This window comes from Rhodococcus sp. DMU1 (genome assembly GCF_012272955.1).
In the GTDB taxonomy this organism is placed as follows: Bacteria; Actinomycetota; Actinomycetes; order Mycobacteriales; family Mycobacteriaceae; genus Rhodococcus; species Rhodococcus aetherivorans.
In genome coordinates this window covers 3,861,280-3,878,443 of sequence record NZ_CP050952.1, presented here as the reverse complement: position 1 = coordinate 3,878,443, position 17,164 = coordinate 3,861,280, and the positions used below count along the sequence as shown (strand labels likewise).

Genomic DNA, 17,164 nt, shown 5'->3' with positions numbered 1-17,164 from the left:
GCGGATGCCCACCGAACCCGAACCGCAGCGCCCGCCCGTCGACCCCGCGCCCGTGCGGCGCGAGCTGGATGCCGCCCGGCTGCGCGCCGCGCTCGTGCGTGGCGCCGACCCCGACGCGTTCTACCGGCGCCTCGACGTCGTCACCGAGACCGCCTCGACCAACGCCGACCTGCTCGCGGCCGCTCGCGAACCCGGAGCCGACCGCCGCGTCCTGCTCGCCGAGTTCCAGCACGGCGGCCGGGGCCGGCACTCGCGTGGATGGGCCGGTGTTCCCCGCGCCCAGGTGATCGTCTCGGTGCTGCTGCGCATGCCCGGCATCGACCTCGCCGACCTGGGCTGGCTGCCGCTGCTGGCCGGCATCGCCACCGTCGACGCGATCCGCTCGGTCACCGGAGTGGACGCCGAACTGAAGTGGCCCAACGACGTGCTCGTCGAGGGTCGCAAGGTGGCCGGCATCCTCGCCGAGGTCGCCGGTACCCACCCCGAGCCCGTCGTGGTGGTGGGCATCGGCCTCAACGTCTCGCTCACCGAGGACGAGCTGCCGGTTCCCACCGCGACGTCGCTCGCGCTCGCCGGGGCGACCGAACTCGATCGCACCGCACTCGCCGAGGCCCTGCTGCGCGAACTCGGCCGCCGGTGGGAGCAGTGGTACGTCGCGGGCTGGGACGTCGCCGGGCTGGCCGCTCCCTACCGCGACCGGTGCGGCACGCTCGGCCGCCGGGTGCGGGCGGTCCTGCCGGGCGACACGGAACTGCACGGCGTCGCGGTCGACATCGACGAGCAGGGCCGCATCGTCATCACCCCGGACGACGGTGGCGAGCCGATCGCGGTGTCGGCCGGGGACATCACCCACCTGCGCCCGGTGCCCTGACCCGGCACGGGCGCCCGGCGCTGCGGCTGTGCCATCGTGTCCGGCATGGGATACCCGGAGGACGCCCTCGCCACCGAGGAACGGCTGCTGCTGCACCGGCACCCGCACTGGAAGATGCTCATCGTGCCGGCGGCGATCTTCCTGGTCGCCACCGCGCTCGCGGGATTCCTGCTCGGCCTGAGCCAGGCCCGGCTCGACGGCTCCACCGCGAGCACGCTGACGATCGTGCTCGCGGTGCTGTGGGCGGCGATCGTCGCGTGGCAGTGCCTGGCGCCGCTCGTGAGCTGGCTGTCGACCCACTTCATCGTCACCGACCGGCGGGTGCTCGTCCGGCAGGGCGTGCTCACCCACTCCGGCATCGACATCCCGATGGGCCGCATCAGCAACGTGCAGTTCCGGCACGGCCTGCTGGACCGGATCCTGCGCACCGGCACCCTCGTCATCGTCTCCGCGGCCGACGATCCGCTCGAGTTCGACGACATCCCCGACGTGCAGCGCGTGCATGCCCTGCTGTACCAGCAGGCGTTCCACGCCGACCCGGCGCGGGACCGGGAACCCCGACCCGACGGGCCGAGTCGCAAAGCCTGGTAACGCGCCGGACGGCCGGTGCCGATCCGTACGCTGGATCCGTGACCGCAGTCCTGCTCGCCGAAGACGACGAAGCCATCGCCGCGCCCCTGTCCCGGGCGCTGGGCCGGGAGGGATACGACGTCACCGTCGAACAGACCGGTCCCGCCGCGCTCGAACGGGCCCTGTCCGGTGACTACGAACTGCTCATCCTCGACCTCGGGCTGCCCGGCATCGACGGCCTCGAGGTGTGCCGGCAGATCCGGGCCCACCGCTCCGACCTCGCCGTCCTGATGCTCACCGCCCGTACCGACGAGGTCGACTTCGTCGTCGGCCTCGATGCCGGCGCCGACGACTACGTCGGCAAGCCCTTCCGGCTCGCCGAACTCATGGCCCGGGTCCGGGCGCTGCTGCGCCGCCGTGGCGGCGGCGAGCCCGAGGACATCGTCGAGGTCGCGGGGATCCGGCTCGAGCGGGCGGCCCGGCGCGTGCTCGTCGACGGCTCCGAGGTCACCCTCGCCAACAAGGAGTACGAACTGTTGCGGGTGCTGCTCGAGCACGCCGGCCAGGTGGTCTCGCGGGACGTGATCCTGCAGGAGGTGTGGGGCGACGCCGACCTGCGCGGGTCCAAGACTCTCGACATGCATATGTCCTGGCTGCGCCGCAAGATCGGTGACGAGGGCCCGGCCGGGGAGCGGCGCATCGCCACCGTCCGCGGCGTCGGCTTCCGCCTGAACACCGACTGACGGGACCGGAGTGCGCCGCCGAATCCTGTTCGCGGTCCTCGCGGGCTCGCTGCTCGTGGCCCTGCTGCTCGGAGTCCCGCTCGCCTACACCGCCTGGCTGTTCGTCGAGGACACCGCGCGCAGGGACCTGCAGGACCGGCTCGACCGCATGTCCGCGGAGATCATCGCCCAGGAGGGCGCCGACGGCCTGGTCGTCGGCGGCCTCGACACCAGTTCGCTGCGGCTCGTCGTTCCCGACGGCGGCCGCCTCCTCGTCGTCTACCCGACCCCCGAGGACGCCGCGGCCCGCCTCGACATCGGCGCCGCCGCAGTCCCGAACCCCCTGGTCGAGTCCCTGTCGATGGGAACGTCGGGATCCCTGCGGCTCGAGGCGCCGTCCGAGGACATGCGCCTGCTGCAGCGGCAGGTCCTGGTCGGGGTGACGCTGCTGGTGCTGTTGTCCATGGCCGTCGGCGCCGTCGTCGCCGTCGTCACCGCGCGGCGGCTGGCCGACCCTCTGCGCGACGTCGCGGCACGGGCCCGCCGGCTGGCCGAGGGCGACTTCCGGCCCGATCCACGCCGGCACGGCATCCCGGAACTCGACCGCGTCTCGGACGTCCTCGACGCCGCGACCGTGGAGATCGCCGGGCGCCTGCAGCGGGAGCACGCCCTCGTCGGCGACGTCTCGCACCAGCTGCGGTCCCGGCTGACCGCGGTGCGGCTGCGCCTCGACGAGCTGTCCACCCACGCCGACCCGGCCGTCGTCGAGGAGGCGGAGGAGGCGATGCGCCAGGTGGACCGGCTCACCACCGCCATCGACGAGCTGGTGCGCGCGTCCCGTAACAGCGGCTCCGAGCTGCGCACCGAGGTGTCCGTCGTGGGGGAGCTGGCGGGGGTGATCGCGGACTGGCGGGGGCCCTACAAGGAGGCGGGCCGGGAACTGCTGCTGAGCGGGGATCCGTCGCTGCGCAGCCGCGTAACCGGATCCCGGCTGCGCGAGGCCGTCGCGGTGCTGGTCGACAATGCCCTCATGCACGGCGGTGGAACGTGCACGGTGTCCGTGCGGCGGGTATCGACCCACGGCGGCGGATCGACCGTGTGCGTGGAGGTGACCGACGAGGGTGACGGCGTCAGCGACGAGCTGGCCCCGCACATCTTCGACCGCGGCTTCTCGGGTACCGGCTCGACCGGGGTGGGACTCGCGCTCGCCCGTGCCCTGACCGAGGCCGACGGCGGGCGCCTGGAACTGCAACGCCGGCGGCCCGCCCTGTTCGCCCTGTTCCTCGGCTCGACCCGCGACGAGTCCGCCCCCGCGGGGATCCGGGAACCACGCTGACCCGCGGCGGCGGGGACCGGATTCGGCTGACCCGCGGCGGCGGGGACCGGATTCGGCTGACCCGCGGCGGCGGGGACCGGATTCGGCTGACCCGCGGCGGCGGGGACCGGACTCAGGAGTGTCCCAGGCCTTCCTCGGCGAGTTCCTCGTGCTCGGGAATGTCGTCTCCGCCGGGGTTCATCTCCTCCGGGAACACGAAACGGCGGAAGCACCAGAACCGGAAGATCATCTGCAGCAGATTGCCGATGAGATAGGCGCTGACGAAGTCGGCGATGTTCTCCATGGTGAGGCTGACGTTCGGCACCCGCAGGTCGAACACGTAGCTCGAGATCCACAACGGGATGAAGCTGAGGACCACGCCGATGCCGCTGACGGCGAAGAACAGCAGCGCCTCGTGGTGCCGCTCCCGGCCGCCCCGGTTCTTGAACGACCACTCCCGGTTGAGGACGTACGAGCAGATCACGGCGATCACCCCGGCGATGACCTTGGCGGTCACCGGCTTCTCCTCGAGCACCGTGAGCTTGAGGGTGTAGAAGATGACCGAGTCGACGACGAAGGTGGTGCCGCCGACGATCGCGAACTTGATCAACTCGTGGTGCCGCAGCAACAGGCCCCGCAGAGGCTCGGGGACTCGGTTCACGGCAGCATCGACGAAAGACACCCGGACGAGTCTACGAAACCGGGATCCGAACACACGAACCCGCGGGCGGTTTATCAGCTTTACCACAGGAACGACGGGGTGTCGCGCGGGAGCGCGGCGCCGCGCCCGCCGCCCGCTGTGACACCATGGTGAGCCGTGACCGCTACACCCCCGGACTCGGCCGCCGCGACTCCCGCCTCCGCGGCCGGCGACGCCCCTTCGCACCCTCCCCGCACGCTGCCCACCGGTATGCCGGTCGTCGCGATGGTCGGCGGCGGCCAGCTCGCCCGGATGACCCACCAGGCCGCGATCGCGCTCGGCCAGACCCTGCGGGTGCTGGCCGCGAGCCCGGACGATCCGGCCGCGCGGGTCAGCCCCGACGTGGTGCTCGGCAGCCACACCGATCTCGACGCGTTGCGCAGTGCCGCGACCGGCGTCCACGCCTTGACCTTCGACCACGAGCACGTGCCCACCGAGCATCTCGAGGTGCTCCAGCGTGAGGGCGTCAGCGTGCAGCCGCCGCCGCAGGCCCTGATCTACGCGCAGGACAAGCTCGCGATGCGCCGGCGCCTCGCGGAGCTCGGTGCCCCGGTGCCGCCGTTCACCGAGCTCACCTCGGTCGACGACCTCACCGCGTTCGGCGACGAGCACGGGTGGCCCGTCGTGATCAAGTCGGCGCGCGGCGGCTACGACGGTCGCGGTGTGTGGATCACCGACGACGTGGACGAGGCGCAGCGGATCGTCGCCGAGCAGCTCGCGGCCGGGGTGCCGCTCATCGCCGAGGAGAAGGTCTCGTGGCGGCGGGAGCTGTCCGCGATGGTCGCGCGCTCGCCGTTCGGGCAGGGCGCGAGCTGGCCCGTGGTCGAGACCGTGCAGTTGAACGGGCAGTGCGCCGTCGTCATCGCGCCCGCCCCGAACCTGCGGGCCGACATCGAGGCCGGCGCCGAGCAGCTGGCCCTGCGCATCGCCGCCGAGCTCGGTGTGGTCGGAGTCATGGCGGTCGAACTGTTCGAGACCGAGACCGGCGAGCTGATCGTCAACGAGCTCGCGATGCGGCCGCACAACTCCGGGCACTGGGGCATGGACGGCGCCCGCACCGGGCAGTTCGAGCAGCACCTGCGCGCGGTGCTGGACTACCCGCTCGGCGACACGTCACCGATCGCCCCGGTGACGGTGATGGCGAACGTCCTCGGCGCCCCCGAGGCGCCCGCGATGAGCATGGACGAGCGGCTGCACCACCTGTTCGCCCGGATGCCCGACGTGCGTGTGCACCTCTACGGCAAGGGCGAGCGCAAGGACCGCAAGATCGGGCACGTCAACGTGCTCGGGGACGCGTCCGGGTCGATCGACGACCCGCAGTACGTGGCGGCGGTGCGCGAACGCGCGGAACGCGCGGCGCACTGGCTCTCGCACGGAGTGTGGACCGACGGATGGGATTCTCACGGTGACTGACGGAGCACAGGTCGGCCTGATCATGGGCAGCGACTCGGACTGGCCGACGATGGAGGCCGCCGCCGAGGCGCTCGTCGAGTTCGGCATCCGCTTCGAGGTGGGGGTCGTCTCGGCCCACCGCACCCCGCAGCGCATGCTCGACTACGCCCGCGACGCCGCCGGACGCGGCATCAAGGTGATCATCGCCGGCGCCGGTGGTGCCGCCCACCTTCCGGGCATGGTCGCCTCCGCGACCCCGCTCCCGGTGATCGGCGTGCCCGTCCCCCTGAAGTACCTCGACGGCATGGACTCGCTGCTGTCGATCGTGCAGATGCCTGCCGGGGTGCCTGTCGCGACCGTCTCCATCGGCGGCGCCCGCAACGCCGGCCTGCTCGCCGCCCGTATCCTCGGCGCGGCCGACCCCGCGCTGCGGGGCCGGATGGAGCAGTTCCAGGCGGGCCTCGAGCAGATGGTGCTCGAGAAGGACGACGCGTTGCGGCGGAAGCTGCTGGGCTGACGGCCGCGCCGTGCCCGCCCCCACTCGCCTCGAGCGGTGGTACCGGTGGAGCGGCACCCACACCGGCACCATCGACGCGGTCCTGGCCGCTCTGCTGACCGCCTTCGGGTTGCTCGTCGTCGCCACCTCCGAGCCCGGCTGGTGGGACGCGGTCCTCGTGCTCGTCCTGAGCGTGCCGCTGGCGTGGCGGCGCACCCGGGTGGTGCCGGCCACGGCCGTGGTCGCCGCCGCCGCGTTCGTGCACCTGGCGACCGTGCCGACGGTCAGCCCCGTCGCCCCGGTGGCCGTCCCGGCGGCGGTCTACGCCCTCGCCGCCTACGGCCCGCGGTGGGCGAGCACCCTCGGCCTCGCCGCGGCGGTCGCCGGCGGTGCCCTCGCGGGCATCCGCTACCTCGGGAACATCGAAGACCGCTCCGCCCTCGGCATGGCCGTGTCCGCGGTGTTCGTGGTCGTATTCCTCGCCGGGGCATGGGCGTTCGGGCGTATCCGGAATCTGCGCCTGGAGGAGATGGCGAACCTCAGCGAGCGCAACCGCCTTCTCGAACTCGAACGGGAGAAGGAGACCGAGCTCGCCGCGCTCGGCGAGCGCACCCGCATAGCCCGGGAGATGCACGACATCGTCGCGCATTCGCTGACCGTCGTGATCGCCCAGGCCGACGGTGGCCGGTACGCCGCCCCGCAGCACCCCGAGGAGGCCGTGTCCGCGCTGACGGCCATCGCCGACACCGGCCGGCGCGCGTTGAGCGACATGCGCTCGCTGCTGGCGGTGCTGCGCGAGGACGGACCCCGCGAGTTCCGCGTCGCACCCGGGCCGGACGACCTCGACGAGCTGATCGCCGATCTGCGGGGCGGCGGGCTCGACGTCGAGTTCACGGTCACCGGTCCGCGGCGCGACCTGCCCGCGGGCACGGGCCTGACCGTGTACCGCATCGCGCAGGAGGCGCTGACCAACGTGCTGCGGCACGCCGGCCCCCGCGCCCACGCCCGTGTCCGCCTCGCATGGCTGCCCGAACGCGTGGAGGTGGAGATCGTCGACAACGGTCGCGGCGCGGCGGCCCTCGTCGAGCCCTGCCCGGGCGGGCAGGGACTGATCGGCATGGCGGAACGCGCCCGGCTGCACGGCGGCGCCGTGTCCGCCGGTCCGGCGCCGGGCGGCGGCTACCGTGTCCATGCGCTGCTTCCGTACCACTGAGAGGAGAGAGACCGTGCCGGACTCGGGCCCGGAGCCGAGACCCGTCCGGGTCGGTCTCGTCGACGATCAGCACCTCGTGCGGGCCGGCTTCCGGATGGTGCTCGACTCGCAACCGGACCTGACGGTGGTCGCCGAGGCGGCGGACGGGAACGCCGCCCTCGACGCGCTCGCACGGGCCGAGACGGACGTGGTGCTGATGGACGTGCAGATGCCCGGCCTGGACGGGATCGAGACCACCCGCCGGCTGCTCACCCGCCCGCACGCGCCGAAGGTGGTGATGCTCACCACCTTCGACACCGAGGAGTACGTCGTCTCCGCGCTCGGCGCGGGCGCGAGCGGGTTCCTGCTCAAGGACGCGCCGCCGGAGGATCTGCTCGCCGCGGTCCGCACGGTGCACCGCGGCGACGCGGTGATCGCGCCCCGCGCCACCCGCCGTCTGCTGCGGCACGTCGGTCCGCTGCTCGGGGGCGACGGCGCGCCCGATCGTCGTCCGGCCGTGCGGGTTCCGCCGGAGTTGACCCCGCGTGAGCTCGAGGTGCTCGTCGCGATGGCGCACGGCCTCACCAACGCCGAACTCGCCGAACGCTTCGTGCTGTCGGAAGCCACCGTGAAAACGCATGTGGGGAGGGTGCTTTCGAAGACAGCGTCGCGGGACCGCGTGCAGGCGGTGCTGTTCGCGTTCCGTGCGGGACTGGTCCGGCCGGAGGATCTGCTCGGCGCGGCGGACGGACCGTGAACCTGCGGGCGCACGGTTGCGCGGCTCCGGCCGTCCGCCCGTCGTGGTCGCGGCCGGTCATACCACGGTAGGACCCGGGGGCCGGAAGATCCGCCCGCGCTCCGATGTGCCGGCGCGGCGCGGTTCCTAGCGTCGACGGCATGGACGACAACGATGTGGGAACCGCCGCCGTGCGTGCGGAAGAGCTGGTGAAGGTGTACGGCCGGGGCGACGCCGAGGTGCGTGCGCTCGACGGGGTGAGCGTGGCCTTCGAGAAGGGAGCCTTCACGGCGATCATGGGGCCGTCGGGATCCGGGAAGTCCACCCTCATGCACTGTCTCGCCGGGTTGGACACCGCGACCTCGGGGCGGATCTTCCTGGGGGACGACGAGATCAGCGGGGCAGGGGACCGGCGGCTGACCGAACTACGGCGCGACCGCATCGGATTCGTCTTCCAGGCGTTCAACCTGCTGCCCGTGCTCACGGCCGAGGAGAACATGCTGCTGCCGATGCGGCTGGCCGGGCGGCGACCGAGCGACGAATGGCGCGACCACGTCGTCACCCGCCTCGGCCTCGACGGGCGGCTGCGGCACCTGCCGCACGAACTGTCCGGCGGCCAGCAGCAGCGGGTCGCCGTCGCGCGGGCCCTGCTGCCCCAGCCCGATGTGGTCTTCGCCGACGAACCGACCGGGAACCTCGACTCCCGCTCCGGGGCGGAGGTGCTCGGCCTGCTGCGGGCGAGCGTGCGCGAGACCGGTCAGACCGTCGTCATGGTCACCCACGACCCGGTGGCCGCGTCCTACGCCGACCGCGTCGTGCTGCTCGCGGACGGCCGGCCCGCCGGCGAGATCGCCGCGCCCACGCCCGACACCGTCCTCGACACGATGCGCCGCCTCGGCACCGCCGCGCTCCAGGAGGTGCGCTGATGCGACGGCTGGCGCTCGCCCAGGCCCGGGCACACGCCGGCCGGTACCTCTCCTCGGTCCTCGCCGTCCTCGTCGCGGTCGCCTACGTCGTGACCACTCTCGTCCTCGGAGACACGGTGCGCGCCGGGGTGACCGATTCGCTCGCGGCCCAGTACCGCGGCACCGACGCCGTCGTCACCGCGCCCGAGTCGCCGCCGGCGCCCGTCGAGCGGCCGCAGGAGCTCGCGGCCCGGGTGGCCGCGGTGCCCGGCGTGAGCGCCGTCGCGGTGGACCTGACCGCGCCGGTGCGCTACACCGGTCCCGAGGGTGTGCCCTCGTACGCCGACGTCACCTCCGTCGGGGGCGACGAGGCCCTGCGCTGGCAGCGGCTGGCCGACGGCCGATGGCCCGCCGCCGATTCCGAGATCGCGGTCGGTTCGACCACCGGTGTGCCGCTCGGCACGGTCCTGACCGTGACGGATGCCGAGGGCGGCGAGCCCGCGACCGTGACGGTGGTCGGGCAGGTCGATCTGGCCGGAACCCCGCAGGCCGCGGACGCGGCGGTGTTCGGGACCGGAGCGCAGGTCGACCGATGGGCCGGCGGCGCACCGGGGTGGGAACTGCGCCTGGCGGGGGACGGCACCGTCACCGCCGCCGACCTCGTCGACCGGGTGTCCGAGGCGCTGCCCGGATGGACCGTCCGGACCGGCGCCGAACGGTCCGCCGCAGTGGCCGCGCGCTACTTCGGCGACGCCGACCTGCTGCGCAACGTGCTGCTCGCGTTCGGTGCGATCGCCGTCGTGGTGTCCGCGCTCGTGATCGCCAACACCTTCGCGGTCGTGCTCGCCGCCCGCACCCGGGAACTGGCCCTCATGCGCTGCGTCGGGGTCACCGCCGCACAGGTACGGCGCAGTGTCCTGCTCGAGGCGCTGCTCGTCGGCGCCGTGGCCTCGGTTGCGGGCGTCCTCGCCGGAATCGGGCTCGCCGCGGCGGTGGTCGCGGCGGCCCGGGCGTGGGACGCACCGCTGCCCATCGGATCGCTCGCCGTCGGGCCCCTCACCGTCCTCGTCGGCCTGCTCGTCGGCATCGTCGTGACGGTCCTGGCCGCCACCGGCCCCGGACGGGCCGCCACCCGCGTCGCGCCGCTGGCCGCGCTCCATCCGATGGAGAGCACGCCGGAGCCGGCACGGTCGTCCTGGTTGCGCCGCATCGTCGCGACGGTCGGCCTCGTCGCCGGGGCCGTGCTGCTGACCGCGGGCGTCCTGGGAGTCAACGTCCTCGTCGCGTGTGCGGGCGGGCTGCTCGCATTCGTCGGATTCCTCGCCGCGACCCGGCGCATCGTCCCGGCGGTCGTGCAGGGTGCGGGGCGTGCCCTGGCGCGGATCGGCGGGCCCGTGGGCGAGCTCGCCGCCGGCAACGCGGGCCGCAATCCGCGCCGCACCGCCGCCACGGCAACTGCGCTGATCCTCGGCGTCACCCTCACCGCGACGATCGTCGTGGGCGTGGCCACGGTGAAGGCGAGCGCGCCCGCGGCCATCGACGGCCAGTTCCCCGTCGACGTGACCGTCACGGCCGCCGGCGACGAGGGCCTTCCGGCGGGCCTCGGCGAACGCCTGCACACGATCGACGGGGTCGCGGAGACCGCGGACCTGCAGGCGGTCACCCTCGCCGTCGGCGGAGTGGACCTGCGCGTGCTCGGCGTGGATCGGGTCGACGTCGGCCGCACCCTGCGCACCGACATCACGCTGCCGGGACCGGGGGAGATCGCCCTGTCGCCCGACGAGCGTGCCGGACGCGGCGTGTCCGCGGGTTCCCGGCTCGACGTCGCCGGAGAGCGGGGGCGTCGGACCCTCACCGTGGTCGACGGCACCGAGGGCGCCCCGGCCCTCGTCGATGACGCCGACCTGCCCGCGCTGACCGGGGCGACGCGCACCGAGGCGGTGTGGCTGCGGCTGGCCGACATCGACGACGACGCGGCGATCGCCGCCGCGCAGCGCGCCGTCACGAGCGCCGCGGCCGAGGCCGCCCCGGGCAGCGAGGTCGGCGGCGCCGTCGCGATGCGCCGCACCATCGAGCAGGTGCTCGACACGATGCTGCTCGTGGTGGGCGGCCTCCTGTCGGTCGCCGTGCTCATCGCCCTGATCGGCGTCGGCAACACCATGGCCCTGTCGGTGCTCGAGCGGCGCCGGGAAACGGGACTGCTGCGGGCCGTCGGGCTCGGCCGAGGCGGCATCCGGTCGCTGCTCGTGCAGGAGGCGCTGCTCGTGGCAGGGGTGGCCTCGGGCCTCGGCGTCGCGCTCGGACTGATCCTCGGTGTCGCCGGGACCGCGTCGGTGTTCGGCGTGGACAAGCTCGTCCTGCCGTCGGTGCCGTGGCTGCAGCTGCTGGGGATCGTCGTCGCCGGCGGCGTGGCCGGTGTGGTCGCGGCGCTGCTTCCGGCGCGGCGCGCGGCGGCGGTGTCGCCGGTGGAGGCACTGTCGGCCGGATAGGCTCGGGCCCGTGAGCCCCCGCGACGCGCGTGCCGACCTGCAACGGGCCTGCGCGTCGCGGGGCGACGCGCAGGCCCGGGCGGTGACGGCCCTGGCCCTGCTGTGGGCTCGGGGATGGGGCGGCCGCGTCGGCTTCGACGACGAGTTCGGACTCTACGTGTGCACCGGGATGCGCGGCGGCTACGCCCGCTCGGGCACGACGATCGGCGGGGTGTTCCTCACCGGCCGGCCACCGTCGCGCCGGATCCTGCGGCACGAGGCGGTCCACGCCGATCAGTGGGCGCGGTACGGGGCCGGATTCGCCGTCCGCTACGTGTGGGAGGAGCTACGCCACCCGGGTGCCCGCAACCGGTTCGAGATCGAGGCCGGCCTCGCCGACGGCGGCTACGTCGCCTGAGCCTGCCGCGCGTCAGCCGTTCAGCCGGGCGGTGACCTTCTCGCTCTCGACCCGTCGGTCGGTGGCGGCGGGATCCGGGTTGCTCACCTGCACCAGCGACGCGCCGACGGCGAGGACGGCGAGCAGGCCGTCGATCAGCGCCTGCGGGGTGCCCCAGTCGCGGCTCGACAGCACCCGGTCCGCGCCGGTGATGCCGGCGGCCGCGGCCGCGTCCCGGGCCGCCGCGATCACTTCGCCGGCCGTCCGTCCGTCGAGCACCGGTCCGCCGTCCCCGGCGGAGCGGAACTGGTCACCGTGTACCCGCACGTGCGTCGCGTAGTCGGTGACCCCCACCGGCAGGTCCGGCACGGGCCGGCCGAACGCGTCGAGCGAGAGGACGGCGACCTCGGCGACGTCCGCGACATCGTCGAGACGGTCCGCGCTGACCAGCGCGAGGTCCGCGTCGTCGGGTTCGAGCACCACCTCGGCGCCGGCCCACCATGCGCCGAGCAGGACCGCGGCACTCTGCCAGTGAGCCGGGAGCAGGACGGCCACCCGGCCGCCGGGCAGCAGACCGAACTCGTCGCGCACCATGTTCGCCGTCTTGGCGGCCCAGTTCGCCAGGGTGACCGCGGACAGCTCGATCCGGGCGCCGGACGCGTCGTCGTACCACGTGATGCGGGGGCCGGCCGGGTCGGCGGCCAGGATCGGATCGAGCAGGGTGTCGGTCAGGGTGGTCACAGCTTCCTCGTTCCTCAGTTCACGCAGCGGGGGCCGGCGGAGCCGGCGTCGATCGGCGGGGCGGCCGGGACGGACGTCGGGGTGGCCCCGGCGCTCACGAGATCCGATCCGGAGGCCACGGAGGTGACGTTCGCATCCGTGCCCGGCCCCGCGTAGTCCGCGGTGAGCACCACCCGCACCGTGTCGGCGTCGAGCGACGGGTCGGCGGCGGTAGCCAGGCCGCCGAGCGCCTCCGCGACGGCACGCGCCTGGTCGGACTCGGGGTCGGCGGCGAAGACCGTCGACTCGTCCACCGCGCGGCCGGTGTGGTTGCCGACGCCGCCCTCGATGAAGCCGTCGCCGACGAGCACGGCCGCGACGCGGGAGGCCAGGCCGCCGACACCACCGGCGTTGGCGACGTCCACCGTGATCGTGCCGGCATCGACCTCCGGTGCCGCGCTCGTCGTCGGCTGCGACCCGTCGTCGCCGGAGCCGGGATCGACGAGGTCGGCGACGAAGCGGCGCACCTCCTCCGGATCCACCTGAACCACCGATTCGCCGTAGTCGGTCATCGCGTTGAGGTCCTGGACGGGGATCGTGGAGAACTGCACGGCGCCGCCGGCGAGGTCCTGCATCCGGGTCGCCAGGTCGAGGATGTCCCAGTCGGAGTCCAGGACCACCGACCTCTGCACGGCCGCGCTGAGCTGGTTCAGCTTGGACGGGTTGCTCAGCGTCTTCGCGCTGAGCACCTTCTGTACGAGTGAGGCCATGAACACCTGCTGGCGCACGATTCGGTCCAGGTCGCCGCGCGGCAGGTCGTGGCGCTGCCGGACGAAGCTCAGGGCGTCCGCGCCGTCGAGGGTCTGCTCGCCGGCGGGGAAGTTCGCCCCGGACAGCGGCTCGTCGACGGGGTTGTTCAGGCACACGTCGACGCCGCCGACGGCATCGGTGAGCAGCACGAACCCGAGCAGGCCGACCTCGGCGTAGTGGTCGACGGTGACGCCGGTCAGGTCGGCGACCGACTCGACCAGTGCCTCCCGGCCCGCCTGCGTGGCCGCCTTCTCGGCGGCCGCATCGGACTCGCCGGCCTCGACGAGCCGCAGCCGCTCGGTCTCCTTGGTGGCGCCGAACGCGGCGTTGATCTTCGACATCCCGATGTCGGGCACCTCGACGTAGGTGTCGCGCGGGATGGAGATGGCGGTGGCCGAGGTGCCGTCGAGCGGCACCCGGACCAGGATGATCGTGTCGGTGTTGTTGGCCACTTCCTCGCCGGCCCGCAGCGCGTCGAGTTCGCGCTGGGACAGCGGATTGCCGTGCGCGTCGGTGCGGCTGTCGGTGCCCACCAGGAGGATGTCGAGGGCGCCGTCCCGGCCGTCGCCCAGGGTGAGCCCGCCCACCGTGGCGAGCGACGAGCGCAGCGAATCGATGCCGCGCCATGCGACGCCGGTGACGACCAGGGTGAGCGCCGCGGCGACGCTGACGGCGATCCGCAGCGGCCGGCCGCGGAAGATCCCCGATCCTCCCCCCGCGTCGCGCGCCGGCACTCGGCGTGTGGGCGGCTCTGGCGGCACCTGGCGGTCCTCTCGTCGGGCGTCGGCGGTCGCACCCAGGCTACTGCCGAGACCGCGGCCCTTGTGGCACCCGCCGCGGCGTGCCCGGCTCGTACCGGGTGACAGCCGCGACGGCTACCGGGTGACAGCCGCGACGGCTACCGGGTGACAGCCGCGCCGGCTACCGGGTGACAGCCGTGCCGGCTACCGGGTGACAGCCGCCCCGGCGTGCCAGACTCGTGCCCGTGCAGACCGTTCTCGTCACCGGAGCCCGCGGACAGCTGGGCCGTCACCTGCTCACCCGCGGCGCCGCGGCCGGCCTCCCGATCCGGGGCGTCGGCGCGGAGGAGGCGGACATCACCGATCCGGATGCCGTCGCCGCGCTCGTCGAACCGGGCGCCGTCGTGCTCAACTGCGCCGCCTACACCGCCGTCGACGCGGCCGAGACCCATGTGGAGGACGCCGCCGCGGTCAACGAGTGGGGACCGGCCCATCTGGCCGCCGCGTGCGCCGCCGCCGGAGCGCACCTGATCCACGTGTCCACCGACTACGTGTTCGCCGGCGACGGGGACCGCCCGTACCGGGTCGGCGATCCGACCGGGCCCCGGACCGTCTACGGCCGGACCAAGCTCGCGGGGGAGCGCGCGGTGCTCGACCGGTTGCCGACCGCCCACGTGGTGCGCACCGCGTGGCTCTACACCGGCGAGGGCAACGACTTCGTCGCGACGATGCTGCGGCTCGAACGCGAACGCGACACCGTGCGCGTCGTCGACGATCAGGTCGGCTGCCCCACCTACGCCGCCGATCTCGCCGACGGACTCCTCGAACTCGCCACCCGCGCCGGTGCGGTGCCCGGCGGGGTCCTGCACGCGACGAACTCCGGGCAGGCCAGCTGGTTCGACCTCGCCCGTGCGGTGTTCGCCGAGGCGGGCGCCGACCCGGGCCGCGTGCAGCCCTGCGGCAGCGACGAGTTCGTGCGGCCCGCGCCCCGCCCGGCGTACTCCGTCCTCGACGGCAGCGCGTGGGCGGCGGCCGGGCTGACGCCGCTCCGGCCGTGGCGGCCCGCGCTGCACGCCGCGATCGGCGCCCTGCGGGCCAGGGCGTGATTCGGCGGGACCGCGCCCGGCGGCTAAGGTGACGGCGTGAGTTCGAAGCTGACCGTGGTGACGGTGACCTACTCGCCCGGTGAGCATCTGGAGCACTTCCTGACCTCGCTGACCGGCGCGACGAACCTGCCCACCCGTGTGATCCTGGCGGACAACGGGTCCACCGACGGCGCCCCCGAAGACGCCGCGGCCCGGCACCCGAACGTGCGGCTGCTGCACACCGGCGGCAACATCGGCTACGGCGGGGCCGTCAACCGGGCCGTCGCGGAGGTCGATCCGGCGGAGGAGTTCGTCGTCGTCGCCAATCCCGATGTGCGCTGGGGACCCGGGTCGCTGGACCGGCTGCTCGAGGCGGCGCGTCGCTGGCCGCGCGCGGCGTCCCTCGGCCCGCTGATCTACGAACCCGACGGCACCGTCTATCCGTCGGCGCGCTCGGTGCCCGGGCTGGTCTCCGGCGCCGGGCACGCGCTGCTCGGCACGGTGTGGCCGAAGAACCCGTGGACGCAGCGGTACCGGCAGGAGAACGAGACCGTTTCCGAACGCCCCGTGGGTTGGCTGTCCGGGTCGTGCCTGCTGGTGCGGCGGGCGGCGTTCGACGCGGTCGACGGCTTCGACTCGCGCTACTTCATGTACATGGAGGACGTCGATCTCGGCGACCGGTTCGGCCGGGCGGGCTGGCTCAACGTGTACGTGCCCTCGGCAGAGGTCACCCACGCGAAGGGGCACGCCGCAGGACGGCATCCCGAACTCATGCTGCCGGCCCACCACGACAGCGCGTACCGGTTCCAGGCGGACCGGCACCCGCATCCGTGGCAGGCGCCGCTGCGGTGGGCGCTGCGGGCCGGGCTCGCCGCCCGGTCGAGGATGTCGGTGGCCGCGGCGGCACGCGAACGGGCGCGGGCGGCCGAGGCGGGCAACACCACGGAACAGGGGACACGATGACGAACGATGCTGCGCCGCACACCGATGCGGTGATCCTGGTGGGCGGGCAGGGGACCCGGCTGCGGCCGCTGACCCTGTCCGCGCCGAAGCCGATGCTGCCCACCGCCGGCGTGCCGTTCCTGACGCACCTGCTCACGCGCATCCGTGCGGCCGGCATCAAGCACGTGGTGCTCGGAACATCCTTCAAGGCGGAGGTGTTCGAGGACTACTTCGGTGACGGCTCGGAACTGGGTCTCGAGATCGAGTACGTCACCGAGGCGGAGCCGCTGGGCACCGGCGGCGGCATCCGCAACGTGCTGCCCAGGCTGCGCGCCGACAACGTCATGGTCTTCAACGGTGACGTCCTCGGCGGCACGGATCTCGGTGCGGTGCTCGACACGCACCTGCGCACCGACGCCGACGTGACGCTGCACCTGGTGCGCGTGGGCGACCCCCGCGCGTTCGGGTGCGTGCCCACCGACGAGGAGGGCCGGGTCACCGCGTTCCTGGAGAAGACGCAGGATCCGCCGACGGACCAGATCAACGCCGGCTGTTACGTCTTCAAGCGCGAGATCATCGAGTCGATCCCCGAGGGTCGTCCGGTCTCCGTGGAACGTGAGGTCTTTCCGTCCCTGCTGGCGGAGGGCAAGCGCGTGTACGGGCACGTCGACGCCGCCTACTGGCGGGACATGGGCACGCCGGAGGACTTCGTGCGCGGCTCGGCAGACCTGGTGCGCGGCATCGCACCGTCGCCCGCGCTCGGTGGGCAGCGCGGCGAATCCCTCGTCCATCCCGGTGCCTCCGTCGCGCCCGGTGCCCTGCTGATCGGCGGCACCGTCGTCGGCCGCGGCGCCGAGATCGGCGCCGGCGCACGCCTGGACGGCGCGGTGATCTTCGACGGCGCGAGGGTGGAGGCCGGTGCGGTGATCGAGCGGTCCATCATCGGATTCGGGGTCCGGGTCGGTCCCCGCGCCCTGATCCGCGACGGGGTGATCGGCGACGGCGCCGACATCGGGGCGCGCTGCGAGCTGCTGCGCGGCGCCCGGGTCTGGCCCGGTGTGCAGATCCCCGACGGGGGGATCCGTTTCAGCACCGACGTGTGA

17 protein-coding genes are annotated in these 17,164 nt (G+C 73.7%); 14 read left to right on the top strand and 3 right to left on the bottom strand.

Annotated features, from left to right (window positions below; genetic code table 11):
* Positions 1-4: 4 nt before the first annotated feature.
* From HFP48_RS17870 to HFP48_RS17855, 4 genes are read left to right on the top strand one after another with little or no spacing between them, the layout of a single operon-like run.
* A complete protein-coding gene (locus tag HFP48_RS17870) occupies positions 5-871 on the top strand; it encodes a biotin--[acetyl-CoA-carboxylase] ligase (protein WP_168579819.1) in 867 nt (288 codons plus the stop codon).
* 45 nt (positions 872-916) lie between these two features.
* Entirely contained in the window at positions 917-1,462 is a 546-nt protein-coding gene (locus tag HFP48_RS17865) for a PH domain-containing protein (protein WP_029544647.1), read from the top strand.
* Between the two features lie 38 nt (positions 1,463-1,500).
* Entirely contained in the window at positions 1,501-2,184 is a 684-nt protein-coding gene (locus HFP48_RS17860; RefSeq protein WP_006939563.1) for a response regulator transcription factor, read from the top strand.
* A 10-nt stretch (positions 2,185-2,194) separates the two neighbouring features.
* On the top strand, positions 2,195-3,499 hold the full coding sequence (locus HFP48_RS17855) for a HAMP domain-containing sensor histidine kinase (RefSeq protein WP_006939562.1): 1,305 nt from the start codon (positions 2,195-2,197) through the stop codon (positions 3,497-3,499).
* A 112-nt stretch (positions 3,500-3,611) separates the two neighbouring features.
* Here the strand turns inward: HFP48_RS17855 and HFP48_RS17850 are convergent, their stop codons facing one another.
* Positions 3,612-4,160, bottom strand: coding sequence for a GtrA family protein (locus HFP48_RS17850; RefSeq protein WP_043801440.1), 549 nt, complete (start codon positions 4,158-4,160; stop codon positions 3,612-3,614).
* Positions 4,161-4,388: 228 nt separating this feature from the next.
* Between HFP48_RS17850 and HFP48_RS17845 the strand changes: the two genes are divergently transcribed.
* The 7 genes from HFP48_RS17845 to HFP48_RS17815 all read left to right on the top strand — a co-directional run bounded on the left by HFP48_RS17845 (position 4,389) and on the right by HFP48_RS17815 (position 11,785).
* On the top strand, positions 4,389-5,591 hold the full coding sequence (locus tag HFP48_RS17845; RefSeq protein WP_202917709.1) for a 5-(carboxyamino)imidazole ribonucleotide synthase: 1,203 nt from the start codon (positions 4,389-4,391) through the stop codon (positions 5,589-5,591).
* Positions 5,584-6,087, top strand: a complete 504-nt coding sequence (gene purE / locus HFP48_RS17840; RefSeq protein ID WP_006939559.1) for a 5-(carboxyamino)imidazole ribonucleotide mutase — start codon at positions 5,584-5,586, stop codon at positions 6,085-6,087. Before HFP48_RS17845 ends, purE begins: the two co-directional genes overlap by 8 nt.
* 10 nt (positions 6,088-6,097) lie before the next feature.
* Complete coding sequence (locus HFP48_RS17835) at positions 6,098-7,279, top strand: sensor histidine kinase (protein ID WP_050035470.1); 1,182 nt, start codon at positions 6,098-6,100, stop codon at positions 7,277-7,279.
* Positions 7,280-7,292: 13 nt separating this feature from the next.
* A complete protein-coding gene (locus HFP48_RS17830) occupies positions 7,293-8,015 on the top strand; it encodes a response regulator transcription factor (protein WP_050035469.1) in 723 nt (240 codons plus the stop codon).
* 140 nt (positions 8,016-8,155) lie between these two features.
* Positions 8,156-8,920, top strand: coding sequence for an ABC transporter ATP-binding protein (locus HFP48_RS17825; protein ID WP_006939554.1), 765 nt, complete (start codon positions 8,156-8,158; stop codon positions 8,918-8,920).
* Entirely contained in the window at positions 8,920-11,388 is a 2,469-nt protein-coding gene (locus tag HFP48_RS17820) for an FtsX-like permease family protein (RefSeq protein WP_168579817.1), read from the top strand. The genes HFP48_RS17825 and HFP48_RS17820 overlap by 1 nt, the downstream gene beginning before the upstream one ends.
* A gap of 37 nt (positions 11,389-11,425) precedes the next feature.
* On the top strand, positions 11,426-11,785 hold the full coding sequence (locus HFP48_RS17815; RefSeq protein WP_168580599.1) for a hypothetical protein: 360 nt from the start codon (positions 11,426-11,428) through the stop codon (positions 11,783-11,785).
* A 12-nt stretch (positions 11,786-11,797) separates the two neighbouring features.
* On the opposite strand, the gene HFP48_RS17810 is transcribed toward HFP48_RS17815, so the two are convergent.
* On the bottom strand, positions 11,798-12,505 hold the full coding sequence (locus HFP48_RS17810) for a TIGR03089 family protein (protein ID WP_043801451.1): 708 nt from the start codon (positions 12,503-12,505) through the stop codon (positions 11,798-11,800).
* Positions 12,506-12,519: 14 nt separating this feature from the next.
* A complete protein-coding gene (locus tag HFP48_RS17805; RefSeq protein WP_168580598.1) occupies positions 12,520-13,995 on the bottom strand; it encodes an LCP family protein in 1,476 nt (491 codons plus the stop codon).
* A 284-nt stretch (positions 13,996-14,279) separates the two neighbouring features.
* Here HFP48_RS17805 and rfbD point away from each other — a divergent pair, with 284 nt between their 5' ends.
* The 3 genes from rfbD to HFP48_RS17790 are packed head-to-tail and all read left to right on the top strand — an operon-like array spanning position 14,280 to position 17,164.
* On the top strand, positions 14,280-15,140 hold the full coding sequence (rfbD, locus tag HFP48_RS17800) for a dTDP-4-dehydrorhamnose reductase (protein ID WP_029544624.1): 861 nt from the start codon (positions 14,280-14,282) through the stop codon (positions 15,138-15,140).
* Positions 15,141-15,176: 36 nt separating this feature from the next.
* On the top strand, positions 15,177-16,082 hold the full coding sequence (locus tag HFP48_RS17795) for a glycosyltransferase family 2 protein (protein ID WP_029544622.1): 906 nt from the start codon (positions 15,177-15,179) through the stop codon (positions 16,080-16,082).
* A complete protein-coding gene (locus tag HFP48_RS17790) occupies positions 16,079-17,164 on the top strand; it encodes an NDP-sugar synthase (protein WP_006942634.1) in 1,086 nt (361 codons plus the stop codon). The genes HFP48_RS17795 and HFP48_RS17790 overlap by 4 nt, the downstream gene beginning before the upstream one ends.

Coding starts and splice junctions, on each gene's coding strand:
- HFP48_RS17870 (WP_168579819.1), top strand. CDS start 5: ATGCCCACCGAACCCGAACCGCAGCGCCCGCCCGTCGACCCCGCGCCC.
- HFP48_RS17865 (WP_029544647.1), top strand. CDS start 917: ATGGGATACCCGGAGGACGCCCTCGCCACCGAGGAACGGCTGCTGCTG.
- HFP48_RS17845 (WP_202917709.1), top strand. CDS start 4,389: ATGCCGGTCGTCGCGATGGTCGGCGGCGGCCAGCTCGCCCGGATGACC.
- HFP48_RS17825 (WP_006939554.1), top strand. CDS start 8,156: ATGGACGACAACGATGTGGGAACCGCCGCCGTGCGTGCGGAAGAGCTG.
- HFP48_RS17820 (WP_168579817.1), top strand. CDS start 8,920: ATGCGACGGCTGGCGCTCGCCCAGGCCCGGGCACACGCCGGCCGGTAC.
- HFP48_RS17790 (WP_006942634.1), top strand. CDS start 16,079: ATGACGAACGATGCTGCGCCGCACACCGATGCGGTGATCCTGGTGGGC.